At 50.0% G+C, this 16,992-nt stretch carries 15 protein-coding genes; 8 read left to right on the top strand and 7 right to left on the bottom strand.

Translation table 11 applies throughout. From position 1 onward, the window contains the following. The first annotated feature begins 31 nt into the window (after positions 1-31). The 8 genes from FMS18_RS08570 (at position 32) to bioB (ending at position 10,491) form a co-directional block, all read left to right on the top strand. Entirely contained in the window at positions 32-1,048 is a 1,017-nt protein-coding gene (locus FMS18_RS08570; RefSeq protein ID WP_163293453.1) for a sigma-54-dependent Fis family transcriptional regulator, read from the top strand. A 62-nt stretch (positions 1,049-1,110) separates the two neighbouring features. Continuing rightward, the gene (locus FMS18_RS08565; RefSeq protein ID WP_368854157.1) at positions 1,111-4,527 is read left to right on the top strand and encodes a tetratricopeptide repeat protein; all 3,417 of its coding nucleotides are present in this window, start codon (positions 1,111-1,113) and stop codon (positions 4,525-4,527) included. Between the two features lie 17 nt (positions 4,528-4,544). Beyond that, positions 4,545-5,357, top strand: coding sequence for an AmmeMemoRadiSam system protein B (gene amrB, locus FMS18_RS08560; protein WP_163293451.1), 813 nt, complete (start codon positions 4,545-4,547; stop codon positions 5,355-5,357). A 152-nt stretch (positions 5,358-5,509) separates the two neighbouring features. After that, positions 5,510-7,159: a hydantoinase/oxoprolinase N-terminal domain-containing protein gene (locus FMS18_RS08555; RefSeq protein ID WP_163293448.1), complete on the top strand. Its 1,650-nt coding sequence runs from the start codon at positions 5,510-5,512 to the stop codon at positions 7,157-7,159. Positions 7,160-7,164: 5 nt separating this feature from the next. Beyond that, complete coding sequence (locus FMS18_RS08550) at positions 7,165-7,521, top strand: hypothetical protein (protein WP_163293446.1); 357 nt, start codon at positions 7,165-7,167, stop codon at positions 7,519-7,521. Position 7,522: 1 nt separating this feature from the next. After that, positions 7,523-8,215 carry a dethiobiotin synthase gene (gene bioD / locus FMS18_RS08545; RefSeq protein ID WP_163293444.1) on the top strand — a complete coding sequence of 231 codons (693 nt, stop codon included), beginning with the start codon at positions 7,523-7,525 and terminating at the stop codon, positions 8,213-8,215. 14 nt (positions 8,216-8,229) lie between these two features. Then, positions 8,230-9,501: an adenosylmethionine--8-amino-7-oxononanoate transaminase gene (bioA, locus tag FMS18_RS08540; RefSeq protein WP_163293442.1), complete on the top strand. Its 1,272-nt coding sequence runs from the start codon at positions 8,230-8,232 to the stop codon at positions 9,499-9,501. A 6-nt stretch (positions 9,502-9,507) separates the two neighbouring features. Next, positions 9,508-10,491, top strand: coding sequence for a biotin synthase BioB (gene bioB, locus FMS18_RS08535; protein ID WP_163293440.1), 984 nt, complete (start codon positions 9,508-9,510; stop codon positions 10,489-10,491). Positions 10,492-10,554: 63 nt separating this feature from the next. Here bioB and FMS18_RS08530 read toward each other — a convergent pair whose 3' ends face one another. The 7 genes from FMS18_RS08530 to FMS18_RS08500 all read right to left on the bottom strand — a co-directional run bounded on the left by FMS18_RS08530 (position 10,555) and on the right by FMS18_RS08500 (position 16,911). Beyond that, positions 10,555-11,208 (bottom strand): flagellar brake protein, encoded by a 654-nt coding sequence (locus FMS18_RS08530; protein ID WP_163293438.1) that lies wholly within the window; start codon positions 11,206-11,208, stop codon positions 10,555-10,557. Further along, positions 11,205-11,930, bottom strand: a complete 726-nt coding sequence (locus FMS18_RS08525) for a tetratricopeptide repeat protein (RefSeq protein ID WP_239060989.1) — start codon at positions 11,928-11,930, stop codon at positions 11,205-11,207. Before FMS18_RS08525 ends, FMS18_RS08530 begins: the two co-directional genes overlap by 4 nt. A 204-nt stretch (positions 11,931-12,134) precedes the next feature. Then, entirely contained in the window at positions 12,135-12,890 is a 756-nt protein-coding gene (locus tag FMS18_RS08520) for a tetratricopeptide repeat protein (protein WP_163293434.1), read from the bottom strand. 124 nt (positions 12,891-13,014) lie between these two features. Beyond that, entirely contained in the window at positions 13,015-14,028 is a 1,014-nt protein-coding gene (locus FMS18_RS08515; RefSeq protein WP_163293432.1) for an ABC transporter ATP-binding protein, read from the bottom strand. A 9-nt stretch (positions 14,029-14,037) separates the two neighbouring features. Then, the gene (locus tag FMS18_RS08510; protein ID WP_163293430.1) at positions 14,038-15,006 is read right to left on the bottom strand and encodes an ABC transporter ATP-binding protein; all 969 of its coding nucleotides are present in this window, start codon (positions 15,004-15,006) and stop codon (positions 14,038-14,040) included. Positions 15,007-15,009: 3 nt separating this feature from the next. Continuing rightward, positions 15,010-15,936 (bottom strand): ABC transporter permease, encoded by a 927-nt coding sequence (locus tag FMS18_RS08505; protein WP_163293428.1) that lies wholly within the window; start codon positions 15,934-15,936, stop codon positions 15,010-15,012. After that, complete coding sequence (locus FMS18_RS08500) at positions 15,937-16,911, bottom strand: ABC transporter permease (RefSeq protein WP_163293426.1); 975 nt, start codon at positions 16,909-16,911, stop codon at positions 15,937-15,939. It abuts the gene before it with no gap. Positions 16,912-16,992 lie beyond the last annotated feature (81 nt).

Below are 16,992 nucleotides of genomic sequence, written 5' to 3'. Positions count from 1 at the left end.
TTCCCCGGACTAGAATTTTTCGGGAGGCCGAATGGCTCTTAATTTAGGTGGTATAATTGGAAACAGTCCTGCGCTTAAGGAGGTCTTTGCGATTCTCGCAAAGGTGGCGCCGACAGACAGTACCGTGCTGGTCACCGGGGAATCCGGCACGGGTAAAGAACTGCTTGTGCGTGCTTTGCACCGCAACAGTAAACGCAAGGAAAAACCTTTTGTTCCGGTAAACTGCGGGGCTATCCCCAAGGAATTGCTGGAATCGGAACTTTTCGGGCACGAGAAGGGGGCATTTACCCATGCGGTACGTTCCCGTCCGGGCCGTTTTGAGCTGGCTGACGGCGGGACCATCTTCCTTGATGAAATCGGGGAAATGGACCTCAGTCTTCAGGTCAAGATTTTAAGGGTCTTGCAGGAAAAGGAGATTGAGCGGGTCGGTGGTACTTCCATCAAAAAGGTGGATGTGCGCATCGTGGCTGCAACCAACCGTGATCTTGAAACCGAGGTTGCCGCGGGAAGGTTCCGCGAGGATCTTTTTTATCGTCTCAATGTAATCCCCATGCATTTGCCGCCGTTACGGGATAGGGGCGGGGATGTGCTTTTGCTGGCAAAACATTTTCTTGGTCGTTTTTGTGAAGACAAGGAAATGGAGCCGTTGAAGGTTGATCCTGATGCTGCGGATATGATGGTTTCCTATACTTGGCCCGGTAATGTCCGTGAGCTTGAAAATTTTATGGAACGTATGTGCATCCTTTGTGATGAGGATGAGATAGTTCCCGATGACCTGCCGGAAAAAATCTGGAAGGACGTGGGCAAGGAACCGAAGAAAAAGGTTGCCGAGCTTATGCAGCCCGCCGGGTTCAACTGGCCGACCCTTGCAGATATGGAAGAGCAGGGAGCCAAAGGACTTAAGGATTTTCTGGAGAAGATCGAGGACCGGCTTATGATCGAGGCCCTTGAAAAGGCCGGTGGCGTGAAGAACAAAGCCGCTGAACTTCTCGGAGTCAAGCGGACCACGCTTATTGAAAAGATCAAAAAAAGAAATCTGGAAACTTAGAAATTTTAAAAAAGTGTGAGTTTTGTGAGGGGTAGGCAAGAATATTGCAGTGATAATTGATTGTGACGCTTAGCCGATTTACCGGAGTTTTCCGGACCCTTTTTCTGGCAGCCATTTTTTGGCTGGCCTGCCCTCATCCGGGTTATGCCTTGGAGTATTTTATCGATACCAAGGCTGACATGGATTCCATCCGTCTTGTCTTTGATCAGAAGAACTTATCCGGCAAAGTTACCCGTACCGGTCGGCAGCAGATCACCATTTCTTTTCCCAAAAATGCGTTAAAAGGAGAAAAAGCTCCAACTCCAGCACCGCTTTCTTCTTTGCGTATTGTCAAATCTTTGAAAGTGGGTCCGAGTTCCATCACCATTGGAACCCGGACCAGCGGTTTTGGTTTTATCCGCATGCCGGCGGGTAACGGCCAGATGCAGATTGAATTTTTCCGTGATCCTATCGGGTCCAAATGGCGTTCCCCCAAGGAAAAGGCCAAACGTGAAGCCGAACGTAAAAAAACGGCTCGCCAAAAAGCTGCCCGCAAGAAGGCTGCGGCAAAGGAAGCTGCCCGTAAAAAAGCTGCTGCTGCGAAAAAGGCCGCTGCTAAAAAGGTAGTGAAAAAAGAACCGCAGCCTCCGGTTATTGATGAAGTTGATCTTCCAGAAGATGAAGAATCCCCGCAGATTAAGCAGGAGCTTGAGCAGGCGGAGGAAGAAAAGCAGGTCCAGCAGGTTCCGCCTCAGCCAAAGAAACGTCCATTTTATTCAGTTCCGTATACTTATCGTGCTCCGGTAGCCAATGTAGGTCCCGGTCAGGCTCAGCCCGTGGATACTTCCATTCCTCCCGCCCGTGCAGGGGGTAGTGCCCGGCGTGTTCTGTCCAATGGTGATTCCACTGGATCGCAATCCGGAGGAAGAGCCGGGGGACAGATTTCTGGAAATATTGAGTCGGAAAGTTCCGGCGGTTCGGCTGTTGGATCTATAGCACCTCCCCCTTTAGATGAGTCTCTTGACGAAGCTGTTGACGAAGCAACAGATGAAGTAATGGATGAAGGTGCAGCTGCGCAGGATGCAGCCTACGAAGAAGAATTTCCTGAATCCGGCAGTGCATCAGGGGCGGTTGCTCCCCCGGAGCAGTCCGCTGGCAGCGCGTCTGGCAGTGTCTCCGGCAGTATTGCCCCGCCTCCTTCTCAGGAAGGGGGACAGGCTTCCGGAGGTGTGTCCGGGCAGGTTTCCGGTGAGATAACACCGCCGGAATCTGAGGCTTCCGGTCAGGTTGCTCCCCCGCCGCAGGATGAAGATTCCTTTGAAGCTGCCGATTATCCTGCCCTTGAAGATGAGGGGGGCGTGGAAGACGTTTCTGACGCTGATACTGACGCAGATGTGCGTGATGAAGCAGTGGAGGGAGAGCAGGATGTTTCTGATTCCGATGCCTATCCTGTGGAAGATTCCGAAGATCTTGCTGAAGGCGAAGAAGGAGCTGAGGGCGAGCAGGAAATAAGTCCTGAAGACAGAATTAAGGTTGCCAAGGGGATTCTTCTGGCCGCGGAAGGTGCGCTTGATGAAGGGGAAATAGAGGCAGCAATAGCTGGTTTTACTGAAATTTCCCTGATGAAGGAACTTCCGCAGGATTTGCGTTTGCGCGCTTTGTACGGAAAAGCAGAAGCCCTCACCGAAATGCATCGTGAAGCTCTGGCTGATAATTACGGGGAAATTGCCAGTGCCTGGATGGAAGCCATGAACGCTGACACCAAGTCGCCCAATGTGCCCATGGCTTTGCTTAATCTGGGTTTACTGAACCTTAAGGTAGGTAATATGCCTGAAGCCAAGGCCTATTTTAATTTACTTAAGTCTCAGTATCCCAACGATCCCAATATCCCCTATGTCAGTTATTATTGGGGTGAATATTACCTCGGTATGAAGGAATATGAACAGGCTGCGGACCAGTTTCAGTATCTGGTGCAGATGTATCCTGACAGTAAGATTGTCCGCGATGCCGCGCTTGGTCTGGCTAAGGCCCTTGATGCTCTTGGTTATGATGAGCAGGCCTTTCAGATTATTGATTATATTGATAAACGTTGGCCCCGTTTTTACATAGAAGACCTGCGTTTCCTGTTTATGTCGGCGAATACCCAGAACAGGCTGGGAAAGATTAACGAAGCTCTGGAAAATTACTGGGCCTATTACAACCTGTCACCGGATGCCCCGGAAGCGGATATTGTCCTTGCCCGTATCGGCGATATTTATCTCAAGACCGGGGATAAGTCTGCGGCCAAAGAAATTTACGAAAAAGCAGCCAAGGAATTTCCCGATAAAGAGGGTGGTTTGGTTGCCATGATGCGCCTTGCTGAGGAAGGAATCTACGATGATCCCAGCATGAGCCAGATGGATAAGGTCTTTGACCGGCCCTACAACCTCCGGCCCCAGAAAATTTATACCCATATTCTTGAAAAATTTCCCGATAGTCCGCTGGCACCGTTGGCCCAGCTTAAGCTCGGTATGTGGTATTACTGGAACAAAAAGTACGGGGACTGCTTAGGTGCGGTGCAGGATTTTCTGGATAAGTATCCGCGCAGTGCATTGCGTGACCGGGCCAGTGAGCTGGGTACAAGGGTTTTTGATAAGGCTGTGCCGGAACTGGTCAAGGATGAGAACTATGGACGGGTAGTCAGTTATTGGAATAAATACGCCAAGAAAAATAATGAAGGCAAAGATGTAAATGACGAGACCCGGCTCGGCGTTGCTTTAAGTTTCTGGAAAAAAGAGCAGCCCGCGAAGGCTCTGGAATTGATTGACCGCTATTTGCAGGGCGAGGAAATTCCCAAGTATTCAGCCATGGCTCTTGATATGGCTCTCGGTATCTATGTTGATGAGCAGGCTTGGAGCAAGGTTACCGAGCTGGTCGACCTTGCCAAGGACGGGTGGAAACTTGATCCCAAGCAGAAGGTTCATATAGAATACGCGCAGGCCATGGCCTACGAAAATCTCGGGGAGACCGAACGCAGCACCCCGCTTTGGGCGGGACTGGCTTCTAATCTGCTTCTTCCCCAGTCTTCAAGGGCTTACGCCATGTACTACATGGCCAAGTCTTCTATGAAGAAAAAGGAATTGAAAAAGGTCTTTGTCTATGCTCAGGAAGCACTTTCCATGCTCCTTGAGACCGGTGGTGACCGGGAAAAGATTAAAGATTGCATCCTGATGACCATCTTTGCGGCGGAAAGTTCCGGACGTTATCGTGAGGCTCTCAAATGGGCCGCAGAATATGATAAGTACATTCCTATTACTGATTCAGAATGGGCTTCATCCCGTTTCCGTTTGGCCCAGCTTTATGAAAAGGCCGGGGCTATTGCTGAATGGAAGAAGCTGATGGAAGAAGTGGCAGAGAAAAAGCCGGGTGATTTGTATGGACGTCTGGCAACTTCCGCGCTGGCGACTCATAAAATTGAGAAGGATGCTTCAAAATTCCAGCCGGACCCTGTTTTCCAATAATTTTAAGGCAGGTAGATATGAACAGACAGCCCGTAGTAGCCGGACAGTTTTACCCGGATAATCCCGATCAACTTCGCAAAGAAATTGAAATGTACGTGGGGGCACCGGAAGCCCATACGGACCGTGACGCTGACCGTCTGGTGATGGTTCCCCATGCCGGGTATATGTTTTCCGGTGAGCCATGCGGTAAAACTCTTTCCCAGAGTTCCTTGGCTTCAACTGTTTTTTTGCTTGGTCCCAACCATACCGGATTGGGTTCCCCGCTTTCTGTCTGGGATAAGGGGAGCTGGGAATTTCCCGGCGGCAAGCTGGATGTGCATGAAGAATTGGCCGCAAAACTCATCGAAAGCGGTGCCGGGTTTGTTGCTAATGAAAAAGCCCATTCGCGGGAGCATTCCCTTGAAGTGATCATTCCTTTTCTGCACTACATTAATCCGGAGATGCGCATTGTTCCGGTCTGTGTTTCAGAAGCATCGCCTTCAAATCTGCATAAGGCCGGGGAAGTCATTGCGGAAATTATGGAAGACCGCCCTGAGCCTGTTTCCATAGTAGTCAGTTCCGATATGAGTCATTTTATTTCTGCGGATCAGGCCAAGAAAATGGATTCCATGGCCCTTGAGGCAATCATCCGTATGGACCCGTCTGATCTTTATTCCATTGTTTCATCCAATCAGATCAGCATGTGCGGAGTTTTGCCCATGACCATGGGCATGTTTGCGGCTAAAAAGCTGGGAGCAACTTCCGGCAAGCTTGTCCAGTATACAAATTCAGGACAGGCTACCGGGGATTATGAGCGGGTAGTTGCCTACGCGGGCGTAATTATTTCATAAGCAGCCAGCGGATAAAGTACCGTCTGCTTTATGAAATGAATCCTAGCCCTTGCCAATCGGGAAAAGCGGCATTATTTGTACTGGTCGGGCCTGCGGCGGTGCGGTCTGTTATCGAATAAAAATGCCTCCTGCGGGCGAAGGATATATGTGCAATGAGCTTTGAGAGCGGTTATGCAATCGGTATTGATACTGGCGGAACCTACACTGACACTGTTGTTGTAAAATGCGAAGACTCAAGCGTGGTGGCTACTGCCAAGTCTCCCACCACCCATCATGACCTGAGCCTCGGTCTGGCTTCCTCTCTGGATAAAGCCATGAAGGAAAGCGGGATCAGTCCCGATGAGGTCAAGCTTGTTTCTGTTTCCACAACTCTTGCCACAAATGCCATTGTCGAGAACAAGGGGGCACGGGTAGGTCTGTTCATGATCGGCACCACTAAGGCACTCAAGCTTCCTGTGGTTACCCTGCGTTATGTTAAGGGCGGTCATAAGATTACCGGTATGGAAGAGGATCCATTGGATATTGAATCCATGGTGGACGGTATTCAGGATATGGCCGGACATGTGGATGCTTACGCGGTCTGCTCCGCCATGAGTATCAAGAATCCTGCCCATGAGCTTATTGCTGAAAAAGCCATTTCACTTACTGATTCCAAGCCTGTTTTTTGTTCCCACACCATCAGCACCCGTGCCGGACAGGCCGAGCGTGCAGCCACAGCGGTGCTCAATGCCCGGCTTATGCCGGTAATGAAAGAATTTCTGGCCGGGGTTGGTAAGGCCCTTGATGAACGCGGCCTCGGGTCTTCCGTGGTCGTGGTTCGCGGTAACGCCACCCCCATGAGCATGGAAGAGGCTGTGCAGCGCGCGGCTGATACTTTTGCCAGCGGGCCGGCATCAACCGCTTATTATGGTTCCATTTATTCTCCGGAAAAAGACGCGCTCATCGTTGATGTGGGCGGAACCACCACCGACGTTACTCTGATCCGTAATTCCCAGCCTACCATTCAGGAAAGTGGTTCTTTTATCGGTGATTGGGAAACCCATGTGGAAGCGGTGGAGATGTTTACTGTGGGCGTTGGGGGCGATAGTTTTGCGCGTATCAACAGGTCCGGCAATTTCGAAGTCGGTCCGGGCAGGGTTGTTCCCCTGTGCATGGCCGGGGAAATTCCCGCTCCCGATAAATGGATTGGTAAAGGGCATGAATCCCACCTGCTCAAGATCGGACCTGCGGCGGAAAGCAGTTCCGATGATGTGGTCCTGAAATATCTTTTTGAAAATGGCCCCGCCACTTTCGGTCAGATTATGGCTGGAACCGGGCTTGGCGAGATCGGCCTCGGCGGCAAGGTCCAGAAGCTTGTTCGTGAGCAGCTGGTGGAAGAAGTGGGCTTCACTCCCACTGATGCACTGCATGTTCAGGGGCAGCTTGATATTGGCGACAAGTCCGTTTCCGAAGCAGCGGCAGCCATTCTGGGCAAGGCTTTTGATCTTGATGCAACAGGTTTTGCAACAATGGTCCTTTCCGAGACACGGATCAAAATTGAGAATGCTATGCTTGAGCATATCGTCCGCAAGGAAATCGGCGGCAACATGGCCGGATTTATTTCCGGACGCGCTGCAAGTTCGTTGGTCAGCTTTGACGCCTCGCTTAATCTTCCCATCGTTGGTATTGGTGCTGCGGCACAGAAACTGCTGCCTGAAGTTGCCGAAAAATTACATACTGAAGCTGTTTTTCCCTCCCATCACGAAGTCGGTAACGCACTGGGCGCAATTAAAATGGCCTTGGATACTCTGAAAAAAGGATAGCTGTAATGAGTAGAAATCAACCTTCCGCATACGAATATTGTCTTGAACCTGCCAGTGAGAATAGTGAAGTTGAAGTTGTCCACGGCTGGATTTTCAAAGATGAGAAGTGGATCGCCCATGCGTGGTGTGAATTTGCAGACCGGGTTATCGATTTAGGTCAGTCCACCCATTCCATGGATAAATTTAATTATTACATTACCAATCGAGTCAGCGAGGAACGTTGCCGCCGTTATTCCCGCGTGGAGTTTTTTACTTTGGTGGGTGATGAAGGCCATTTCGGACCTTACGACAAAGAGCTGTTCTTTGCTGAAACAAGTGATCGTGATCCGCTGGAAGTAATTGAATCCGGCGAGGCTGAATAAATTGTCTGCCGGTTTTTTTATTACCGGAACAGGTACGGATGTGGGCAAGACTGTGGTTACCGCAGGGCTTGCCCGTTTCTTCATGAAATCAGGACGTTCTATTGTCCCGGTCAAGCCTGTCCAGTCCGGGGCTGTTGTCCTGCCTGACGGGTCTCTGGATTCCCCGGACGGGGATGTCTACCGGGCTGCCGGGGCGGTCTGGGATATCAATAGACAATGCCCGTATATTTTCGAGCCGCCTACTTCTCCGCATCTGGCCGCAAGGCTGGCCGGGGTGGAACTTGATCCTGCAAAAATCGCAACTAAAGTGCGCGAATGCGAGAAAGACGGCTTTTTGTTGGTGGAAGGGGCCGGGGGGATAATGGTTCCCCTGAACGAAGATGCTTCCATGCTCAATCTCATGAAAGAGCTTGGCTACCCGGTGATCCTGGTTGTCGAAAATAAGCTGGGCTGTATCAATGAAGCCCTGCTGTCCATCGCAGCTCTTCAGCAGTCCGGGCTGGATATTTCCGGGCTGGTTATGACCGCTCCCAATAAACCTGCACCGGAAGAATTCGGCATAGCTGAAGAGAATATACGTTTCATCGAAAAAATTGCTGAAGTAAAAGTAATCGCTTCCATTCCATATATTGAAAATTGGGATTACAATGATCCAAAATGCTGGGAAATTGTAGATAAAGCCTTAGATTCTTAATGCCGGAGCATATCATGTCCATTCTCGAATTTGACAGGGACCATCTTTGGCATCCCTATACTTCCGCTACTAATCCTCTTTCAGTTTTTCCGGTGAAGCGTACCGAAGGCGTTAAGATTATCCTTGAGGACGGTACTGAGCTTATCGACGGCATGTCTTCGTGGTGGTGTGCCATCCACGGTTACAACCATCCGGTTTTGCGTAAGGCTCTATGTGATCAGGCCGAGACCATGCCCCATGTGATGTTCGGCGGTTTGACCCACGAACCTGCGGTGGAACTGGGACGGAAACTTGTGCAGATTTCCCCGGAACCGTTGCAGCATGTCTTTTTGGCTGATTCAGGTTCGGTTGCAGTTGAGGTGGCGATTAAAATGGCCATCCAATACTGGTATGTCATGGAAAAACCGGAAAAGAACCGGCTGATGACTATCCGTAACGGTTATCACGGCGATACCATCGGCTGTATGTCGGTCTGCGATCCGGTCAACGGCATGCATTCCATGTTTACCTCGGTTTTGCCGGAACATGTTTTTGCTGAGGCCCCGCAATGCGGATTTGAGGCTGGATGCACAGATGAAGATTTTGCGGATTTTAAAAACAAAATTGAAGCGCACGCCCATGAACTTGCGGCGGTTATTCTTGAGCCGGTGGTTCAGGGCACCGGGGGCATGCGCTTTTATTCCCCGGAATACCTGAAACGGGTCCGCGAGGCCTGCGATGAGCATAATGTTCTGCTTATCTGCGATGAAATCGCCACCGGATTCGGGCGCGCCGGGACCATGTTCGCCAGTGAAATGGCCGGGATCAGCCCGGATATCATGTGCGTGGGCAAGGCTATCACCGGGGGCATGATGACTCTTGCCGCCACCCTTGCCACCCGCGAGGTTGCTGAAGGAATTTCTTCCAAAGGCGGCGTGTTCATGCACGGCCCGACTTTTATGGGGAACCCGCTGGCCTGTGCTGTAGCTAATGCTTCCATTGATTTGCTTTTGGAAAATGACTGGAAAACGCGTGTTGCGGAAATAACCGACATGCTCTGTTCCGGTCTTGCGCCTTGTGCCAAGTCCAATGCGGTGGCGGATGTGCGCTGCCTCGGAGCCATCGGAGTGGTGGAATTGAAAAAGCCCGTGGATATGGAAGTTATTCAGCAGGAGTTTGTAAAACGTGGCGTCTGGGTCCGGCCCTTCGGGAAACTGGTTTATGTTATGCCGCCTTATGTTATTTCGAATCTTGAACTTGAGGCCCTTACTTCCGCAATCTGCGAAGTTGTAGGCCTTCAGGGGTAATATAAATTGGATAGAAAAGAGAAACAGGCCTTGTGGGACGCTGCTCACGGCGGCGGCTCCATTGATGAGCATATTGCGGTTTCGGTTCTTGGTGCGTCCCACGGGGAGCTGGCTGAAGTTCTTCACGCCGCTCATACTATGACCATGCGCCGTTTCGGTCGCGAAGTCAGTCTTTGTTCCATTGCCAATGTACGTAGTGGAAATTGTTCGGAAGACTGTACTTTCTGTGCCCAATCCAGCCACTTTAAGGGTACCCCGGCTCCTGCTTATCCGCTTATGTCGGTAAACGAGATCAGGGAATGCGCAGAGAAGGCCGGAGAGTCACCCCTTGAATTTTTCAGTTACGTGACCAGCGGACGTGCACTTAAAGGCAAATCCTTTGATCATGTCTGCGAAGCCGTGGACGGTATGCGCGGGAAAAGTTTCAATCATTGCGCCTCGCTGGGGTGTCTTGATTTTGAATCTTTGAAAAAGCTGCATGATGCCGGTGTGGTCCGCTACCATCATAATCTTGAGGCCTCGGAAAGCTATTTTCCTAATGTCTGCACTACTCACAGCTATGCGGAAAGAGTGCGCACTGTGTGTGACGCCAAAAAGGCCGGGCTTGAGGTTTGTTGCGGCGGATTGCTGGGGCTTGGCGAAAGCCATCAGCAGCGTGTGGAGCTGGCATTGGCACTTGCGGAGCTGAAAGTTGATTCCATCCCGCTTAATTTTTTGATCCCCATTCCGGGCACCCCGCTTGAGGATGTGGTCCCCATGCAGCCTTTGGAAATCCTGCTGACTATCGCTATGTTCCGGTTGGTCAATCCCCATGCGGAAGTGCGTATGGCTGCGGGGAGGGCTGCCCTGCGTTCATTGCAGTCATTTATTTTTCATGCCGGGTGCAACGGGCTGATGGTCGGGGATTTCCTGACCGTATCCGGGCAGGGTATAGATCATGACCTGACCATGCTCGAAGATTTGGGACTGACGGTCCGAAATAAAAAGTAATAGTTGATAAAAAAAGAGGCCCGGTTGAGATGATCAATCGGGCCTCTTTTTGTGTGAAATTTTTTAGGAATGGTAGAGAACTGTTGCCACATAATCCTGTATTCTTATGAGGATTTCCGGAGATGGCTTTTCAAAGGTCATGCCCAGTACGGTTTTTCGTGAATCCTTGGTGCAGCGTTGCACTTTGCAGGGAATGAAGGTGTCTCCGTTCGCCGTGAAGTACGGACAGAAAATCTTCATTTCGTCCCCTATTTCCGGGTCTGGATTCTTTTTGTCTTGAATATAGCTGATGCAGCAGCCGCTGGTACTCAGATCTTCCAATATGGCAACAGATCTTTCGTCTCCAAGTTCAATCTGTGCTTCCATGAAGCAGGAAATCCTTTTGTGTCTCCTGAGATTGTAGGACTCGATCCGTTTGGGATATTTAAGGAAAAGAAGACGATCCGGTGAGCTGATCATCCTGATTACTTCGGTTTTGTAACCGGAAGCAATTCCTTCATAAATATAACGGATGGTCGCTTCATTGCCCGGATAGAGATATTCAGCCCACAGGGCACGGTCTGCATGATGAACCATGGGTTCTTTGACGATGAGGGATTTGGTAAAATCACCGCCGACCACAATTGTCGGGGCCTTATCGCTTAATCCTCCAAGTTCAATGGTGATTTTAAGTCCGGGAGTGCAGGCTGCCTTTAATTTTTCCTTTTGGGAGATCATTTTTTTATCCGTTTGATGATGTACTTCTTGAACATGGAGGCTACTTCAAGTGATGGTGCAATTTCAAGTGCTTTATCAAGATGAATTAACGCCATTTCGTTGTTCCCGGCGTCGAAATGGGCTCTGGCAGTGTTGAAATGCAAATTTTCATCATTGGGATTGATTTGGATGGCTTTGTCGTAAAAAGTAATAGCCTCTTCAAAAAGGGATTGTTTGCGCAGGCTGATGGCAAAAAGATTGAATTCCCGCCTCTGGCTTTCCATGAAAACTTCATCCTTGTTCAAAAGCCTGTCTATGATCCCGGATAGCTTCTTGAAATTCTTCTTGGTGCATTGGACAGATCCCATGCCCAGATTCGCTTTGGGGTGTTCCGGGTCTAGAAAAAGAGCTTTTGTAAAGGATTGTTCGGATTCATCCAGATTGCCGTCCAGAAATTCTTTTTCACCTTTTTCGATTTTTGCGTGAAGTGACTTCAGGGCCGGAAGGGTTTTTTTTTCGTAGTAGTCAATCTCAGGGGTGTACTGGGTGATGAATTCTTTTTTGTTTAATGTGACTACTACACCTGAAGGTATATTTCGGTCATTGAGAGGCTGGACTTGAAATTTTTCCACACCGGAACGCGTAACATAATAATACGTTTTGCTTTCGGCTCGTTGCATTGTTGCCCCGGCCCCGGTGTAGTCTTTGATGTTTTTGGAAAAAACACCAAGTACTTGAAACATATCTCCCATCGACCCCTCTCTGAAAATTCATTTATATCAAGTAAGTTGTTGAGTGCTTTCTTTATAATATATTGTTTTGTTTGTGAAATAAATAAAAAGCCCATTCTTTATAAGCAGGCTTTTTTTAAATGTCGATTAGAACATTTTTTACTTGGCATTTACGGACCTGAACCGTTGGTGTCCTTTTTGTCTAGATGCTTGTATTTATTCTGTTTCCGGCTCGATGGTGATGGGTTTAGGTTTGGCTTTCTTTTTCTTTGTTTTAAGCAGGTATTTTTTAAAAAGAATGGCTACTTCCATTAGCGGATTGATTTTAAGGGCCTTCTCTATGTGGACCAGTGCTTCTTCCTTGTTGCCGGTCTCATAGTAGGAACGTGCAATATTGAAATACAGGTTCTCGTCGTCCGGATTGATTTCAAGGGCTTTGATATAGAAAGTCAGGGCTTCGTCGTATTTTTTTCGTTTGCGTAAGGATATGCCGCTGTCGTTGAAGTCCTGTCGCTGTTCTTCCACGAATGTTTCATTTTTAGTGAAAAGAACTTCAATTACTGCGGAAAGTCTTGCGTGTGCTTCTTTATTTGCGGGGAGATTTTTTTCACCGGGATTAAGCAGCAGTACCCGGACAAGTTCCTGTATCTTTCCATCTTCTGCTTCTGGTGAGAAAATTTCAGGTCCCTCCAAAAGAAGTTCTTTCAGGATCTCAAGTTCTTCCAGCGGTGTGTTCTGGTAGTAGCCCATTTCTGGGGAAAATTTGGCTATGAATTCATCGCGTAGTACTTTGGTGAAAAGGCCGGAAGGAATCCGTTCCTGATTAAGCGGCTGGATGTGATAGACATCTGATTGTCCACGCAGGACGTAGTAATAGGTCGTATGCGCAGAGCGTTGCATTGTGGTGCCAGCCCCGGTATACGCCTTTACATTTTTTGAATAAATACCCAGCACCTGAAGTGCGCTGCTCATGATCGACTCCGTGAATACAGAATGTACACTCCATCAGGAAGTATTGCATAAAAAAGAAAGCCCGTTATTTATAAACGGGCTTTCCTGATGTTGTCGATTAGAAATACAGTTTTTTATTACTGAATTACAATCTTCCTTCCTCTACTGCGTGGCATGCGCAGAGGGTTTCATTTTCCAGAGTACGCGCACGGGGAATTTCTTCCCGGCAGCGGTCATTGGCATGAGTACAACGGCCATGGAATACACATCCTGTGGGCAGGTTGATGGGAGTTGGCACGTCACCGGAAAGGTGGATGTGCTTTTTCTTTTCTCCGCCAAGGGTCGGGATGGCCGAGAGCAGTGCCTTTGTATAAGGATGCTGCGGACGGGCAAAGATTTCTTTGGCGGTACCCAGTTCACAAAGACTGCCCAGATACATTACCGCCACACGGGTGGATATATGCTCAACAACGGACAAATCATGACTGATGAACAAATAGGTCAGATTGCGTTCTTGTTGCGCATCCATGAGCAGGTTCAGGATCTGGGCCTGAATGGAAACGTCCAGCGCGGCAATGGGTTCGTCTGCCACGATGAATTCCGGTTCAACAGCCAGAGCGCGGGCAATACTGATGCGCTGCCGTTGTCCGCCGGAGAATTCATGGGGGTAGTTGCCGGCCCATTCCGGGTCCATTCCTACACTGCGCATGACTTCATGCAGTTTATTCTTTGCATCGCCTCTTGAGATACCCTTGTTGTGAAAGTAGATGGGTTCCTCAATGATCTGGCGCACGGTCATGCGCGGGTTCAGTGAGGCGTAGGGGTCCTGAAAGACCATCTGCATCTTTGTGCGGTAGGGAAGCATCTGTCCGTGGGGCAGGTTGTCTATCCGCTCACCACCATAAATAACTTCACCGGAGTTGGGCGGATAAAGGCCCATAACGGTTCTTGCAAGGGTTGATTTACCGCAACCGGATTCGCCGACCACGCTTAATGTTTCACCTTTCCGGATTTCAAAGCTGACGTTGTTGACAGCTTTGACGATGGTGCGCTTGCGTGCGATGCGTCCGTTTTCCATTTGCAGCTGGTCGAGCAACCCGCCGGAAATGTCGAAGTGCTTGACCAGATTTTTTATTTTTACGAGGGAATCGGTTTGCATGACGAATCTCTATACTTTGTCGGCATGATGGCAGGCCACCAGGATACCGGATTTGTTTTTTTTCAGCGCGGGGAGTTCCTGTTTGCAGATGTCCGTACAATGCGAGCATCTGGGGTGGAAGGGACAGCCGCCGGGCATGTGCATGAGTGAAGGCATGGCTCCGGGAATCTGGGTCAAGCGATCACCCGCGCCGCCGGACTGGGGCAGGGCGGCGATGAGTCCCTGAGTATAGGGATGGCCCGGAGTCTGTGTCACTTCACGGGTGGAACCTGTTTCCACAATCCCGCCTGCATACATGACCGCGATTCGCTGGGTGACTTCCGATACAACCGCGAGGTCATGGGTGATCAGGATCAGCCCCATGTTGTCGGTTTCACAGAGCTCCAGCAGCAGGTCCATGATCTCAGCCTGAATGGTTACGTCCAGCGCGGTGGTCGGTTCATCGGCAATGATCAGGGCCGGATCGGTCAAAAGCGAAATGGCGATGACGATACGCTGGCGCATGCCGCCTGAGAATTCATGCGGATACTGATCCAGACGTTTGCGCGGGGAAGGGATGTAGACTTTGCGCAGTTTTTCCAGCGCAATTTCTTCAGCTTCCTTGCGGGTGACGTCCATATGAGCCAGCACGGTTTCGATCATCTGGGTCCCGACAGTCAGCACCGGGTTCAGGGTCATCATGGGATCCTGAAAGATCATGGAAATACGGTTCCCGCGAATGCCGCGCATTTTATCAAAAGGCATTTTCGCGAGATCCTGCCCTTCGAACATAATTGAACCGTTTGATATACGTCCGGGCTTGGAAATCAGGTTGATGATGGAGAATCCGGTTACGGATTTACCTGCACCTGATTCACCTACCAGACCAAGTCTTTCACCTTTATTGAGAGTAAAGCTTACATTGCGGACTGCCTCAAGGGGGCCTTGGCGCAATGCGAACTCGACACTTAAATTCTTAACATCAAGAAGTGGCTGCATTGTTTATCCCTTGTACAGTTTCGGGTTGAGAAAGTCCCTGAGCCAGTCGCCGAGCAGGTTGATGACCAGAATGAGTACAACGAGTATTATGCCGGGGAACATGGTGATCCACCATGATCCGCTGAAAATGTACTCGAATCCCACGTTGATCAGTGATCCCAGCGATGGCTGGGTCACTGGCATGCCCAGTCCCACAAAGGATAGCGCAGCTTCACTCATGATGGCGTTGGCCACCTGAATGGTGGAGATAACAAAGACCGGAGAAAGAGTGTTGGGCAGTACGTGCCGCCACATGATCCGGGTTTGGGAAAGGCCGATAACCCTTGCCGCTTCCACGTATTCTTTTTTCTTCTCCGCCAGCACTGAGGCGCGCACAGTACGGGCGTACTGCGGCCATTCAGCAAAACCGATGATCAGGATCAACAGCGGAACCGCAATCTCTTCATATTTGGCGACCCCGAAGGCGGCCTGAAAAATGGCTGAGATAAAGATCGCAACCATATAAGTTGAAAAGGACAGCTGCACGTCGGCAATACGCATGAGGATGGATTCCACCCTTTTGCCCATGAATCCGGCAACAAGTCCGGTCATGATGCCGAGGAAAGCCTGCAAGGCTACAGCACCGAACCCGATGATCAGGGAAACGCGCATGCCGTAAAGCATGGTGGAAAAAAGGTCGCGGCCCTGTGCGTCGGTTCCCATCAGAAAAGCACTGTTGCCGCCGGGGAGCCATGAGGGCGGAATTTCCGCGTCCATGATGTTGATGTTATTGGCATCATATGGGTTGAAAGGCGCGATAAGCGGTGCTGCAAAACCCATGAACAAAAGCACGGCCAGAATAATGAAGCTTGTTAGGGCAACTTTGTCGTGCAGAAAGTCGTGCAGAAAATATGATTCTTTGAATCTCTGCCAGCGTGATCTGGTTTTCATTTATTTTTGCCCCGTTATTCTGACTTGCGGGTTGACCAGTCCGTAGATTACGTCAACCACCGTGTTAACAACAACAAAGATGAGTCCAACCACAACGAGGTAGGCCACCATAAGCGGAGCATCGCCGCGTTCCACAGCCTCAATGAACATGAAGCCCATTCCCTGCCACTGGAATACTGTCTCAGTGAGGATGGTGAAGGCGATCATTGTTCCAAGCTGTACACCTCCCACGGTGATAACCGGGAGCAGGGTGTTCTTGAAGGCGTGAACTATCCAGACCCGTTTGGGCATCAAGCCTTTGGCCCAAGCATATTTGATGTAGTCGTTTTCAAGGACTTCCATCATTTCGGAACGGATGAGCCGAATAAAAAGCGGGAGCATGATGGAAGAGAGTGCGATGGAAGGCATAATCAGATGCCGCCAGCCGTCTACAGTTAAAAATCCTGTGCGCCAGCCGCCGATATTAACTGTTTCCCCACGGCCGTAAGATGGAAGCCAGTGCAGCTCCACCGAAAAAATATAAATCATGAGAATGGCGGTCAGGAATACCGGGATGGATACCCCGACAATGGACCCGCCCATGACAAACCGCGAGAACAGGGCTTTTGGCCTGATAGCGGAATAAATGCCCAGCGGTATGGAAAAAATTACGATGATCAGGGCGGAACACATAACCAGTTCAAGGGTGGCGGGAGCCTTGCTCAGGATTACTTCGAGAGCGGATTTTTTGTAGAAGAATGATCTTCCGATATCGCCCTTGACCGCTCCCTGCATGAAGCGGCCGAACTGGACCATGAACGGATCATTGAGTCCCAGTTCGTCCCTGATTTTTTCCCTTTCAGCAGCAGATACGGAAACTCCCGTAATCTCGCGCACCGGGTCACCGAAGCTCTGCTTGATGGCAAAGCCGATGAAGCTGATAATCAGCATTACAATGATCGCCTGCGCGATCCTTCGGACTATAAAAGCAAACATTTTTTAATTAACTCCAGACGGCAAACAGTTGAGGCGCTTCGCGCTGTTGACGAGTTGATTTCGCCTCCGGCGGCCAAAGGA

The organism is Desulfovibrio sp. JC022 (assembly GCF_010470665.1).
Lineage (GTDB): Bacteria > Desulfobacterota > Desulfovibrionia > Desulfovibrionales > Desulfovibrionaceae > Maridesulfovibrio.
Note: the sequence above shows the minus strand (reverse complement) of the source record. Positions and strands in the feature narration are given on the sequence as shown.

Bases quoted from the DNA above. Each gene is read 5' to 3' on its own strand.
- FMS18_RS08570 (WP_163293453.1), top strand. From the start codon at position 32: ATGGCTCTTAATTTAGGTGGTATAATTGGAAACAGTCCTGCGCTTAAG.
- amrB (WP_163293451.1), top strand. From the start codon at position 4,545: ATGAACAGACAGCCCGTAGTAGCCGGACAGTTTTACCCGGATAATCCC.
- FMS18_RS08555 (WP_163293448.1), top strand. From the start codon at position 5,510: ATGAGCTTTGAGAGCGGTTATGCAATCGGTATTGATACTGGCGGAACC.
- FMS18_RS08550 (WP_163293446.1), top strand. From the start codon at position 7,165: ATGAGTAGAAATCAACCTTCCGCATACGAATATTGTCTTGAACCTGCC.
- bioA (WP_163293442.1), top strand. From the start codon at position 8,230: ATGTCCATTCTCGAATTTGACAGGGACCATCTTTGGCATCCCTATACT.
- FMS18_RS08530 (WP_163293438.1), bottom strand. From the start codon at position 11,208: ATGATCTCCCAAAAGGAAAAATTAAAGGCAGCCTGCACTCCCGGACTT.
- FMS18_RS08525 (WP_239060989.1), bottom strand. From the start codon at position 11,930: ATGTTTCAAGTACTTGGTGTTTTTTCCAAAAACATCAAAGACTACACC.
- FMS18_RS08520 (WP_163293434.1), bottom strand. From the start codon at position 12,890: ATGAGCAGCGCACTTCAGGTGCTGGGTATTTATTCAAAAAATGTAAAG.
- FMS18_RS08515 (WP_163293432.1), bottom strand. From the start codon at position 14,028: ATGCAAACCGATTCCCTCGTAAAAATAAAAAATCTGGTCAAGCACTTC.
- FMS18_RS08510 (WP_163293430.1), bottom strand. From the start codon at position 15,006: ATGCAGCCACTTCTTGATGTTAAGAATTTAAGTGTCGAGTTCGCATTG.
- FMS18_RS08505 (WP_163293428.1), bottom strand. From the start codon at position 15,936: ATGAAAACCAGATCACGCTGGCAGAGATTCAAAGAATCATATTTTCTG.
- FMS18_RS08500 (WP_163293426.1), bottom strand. From the start codon at position 16,911: ATGTTTGCTTTTATAGTCCGAAGGATCGCGCAGGCGATCATTGTAATG.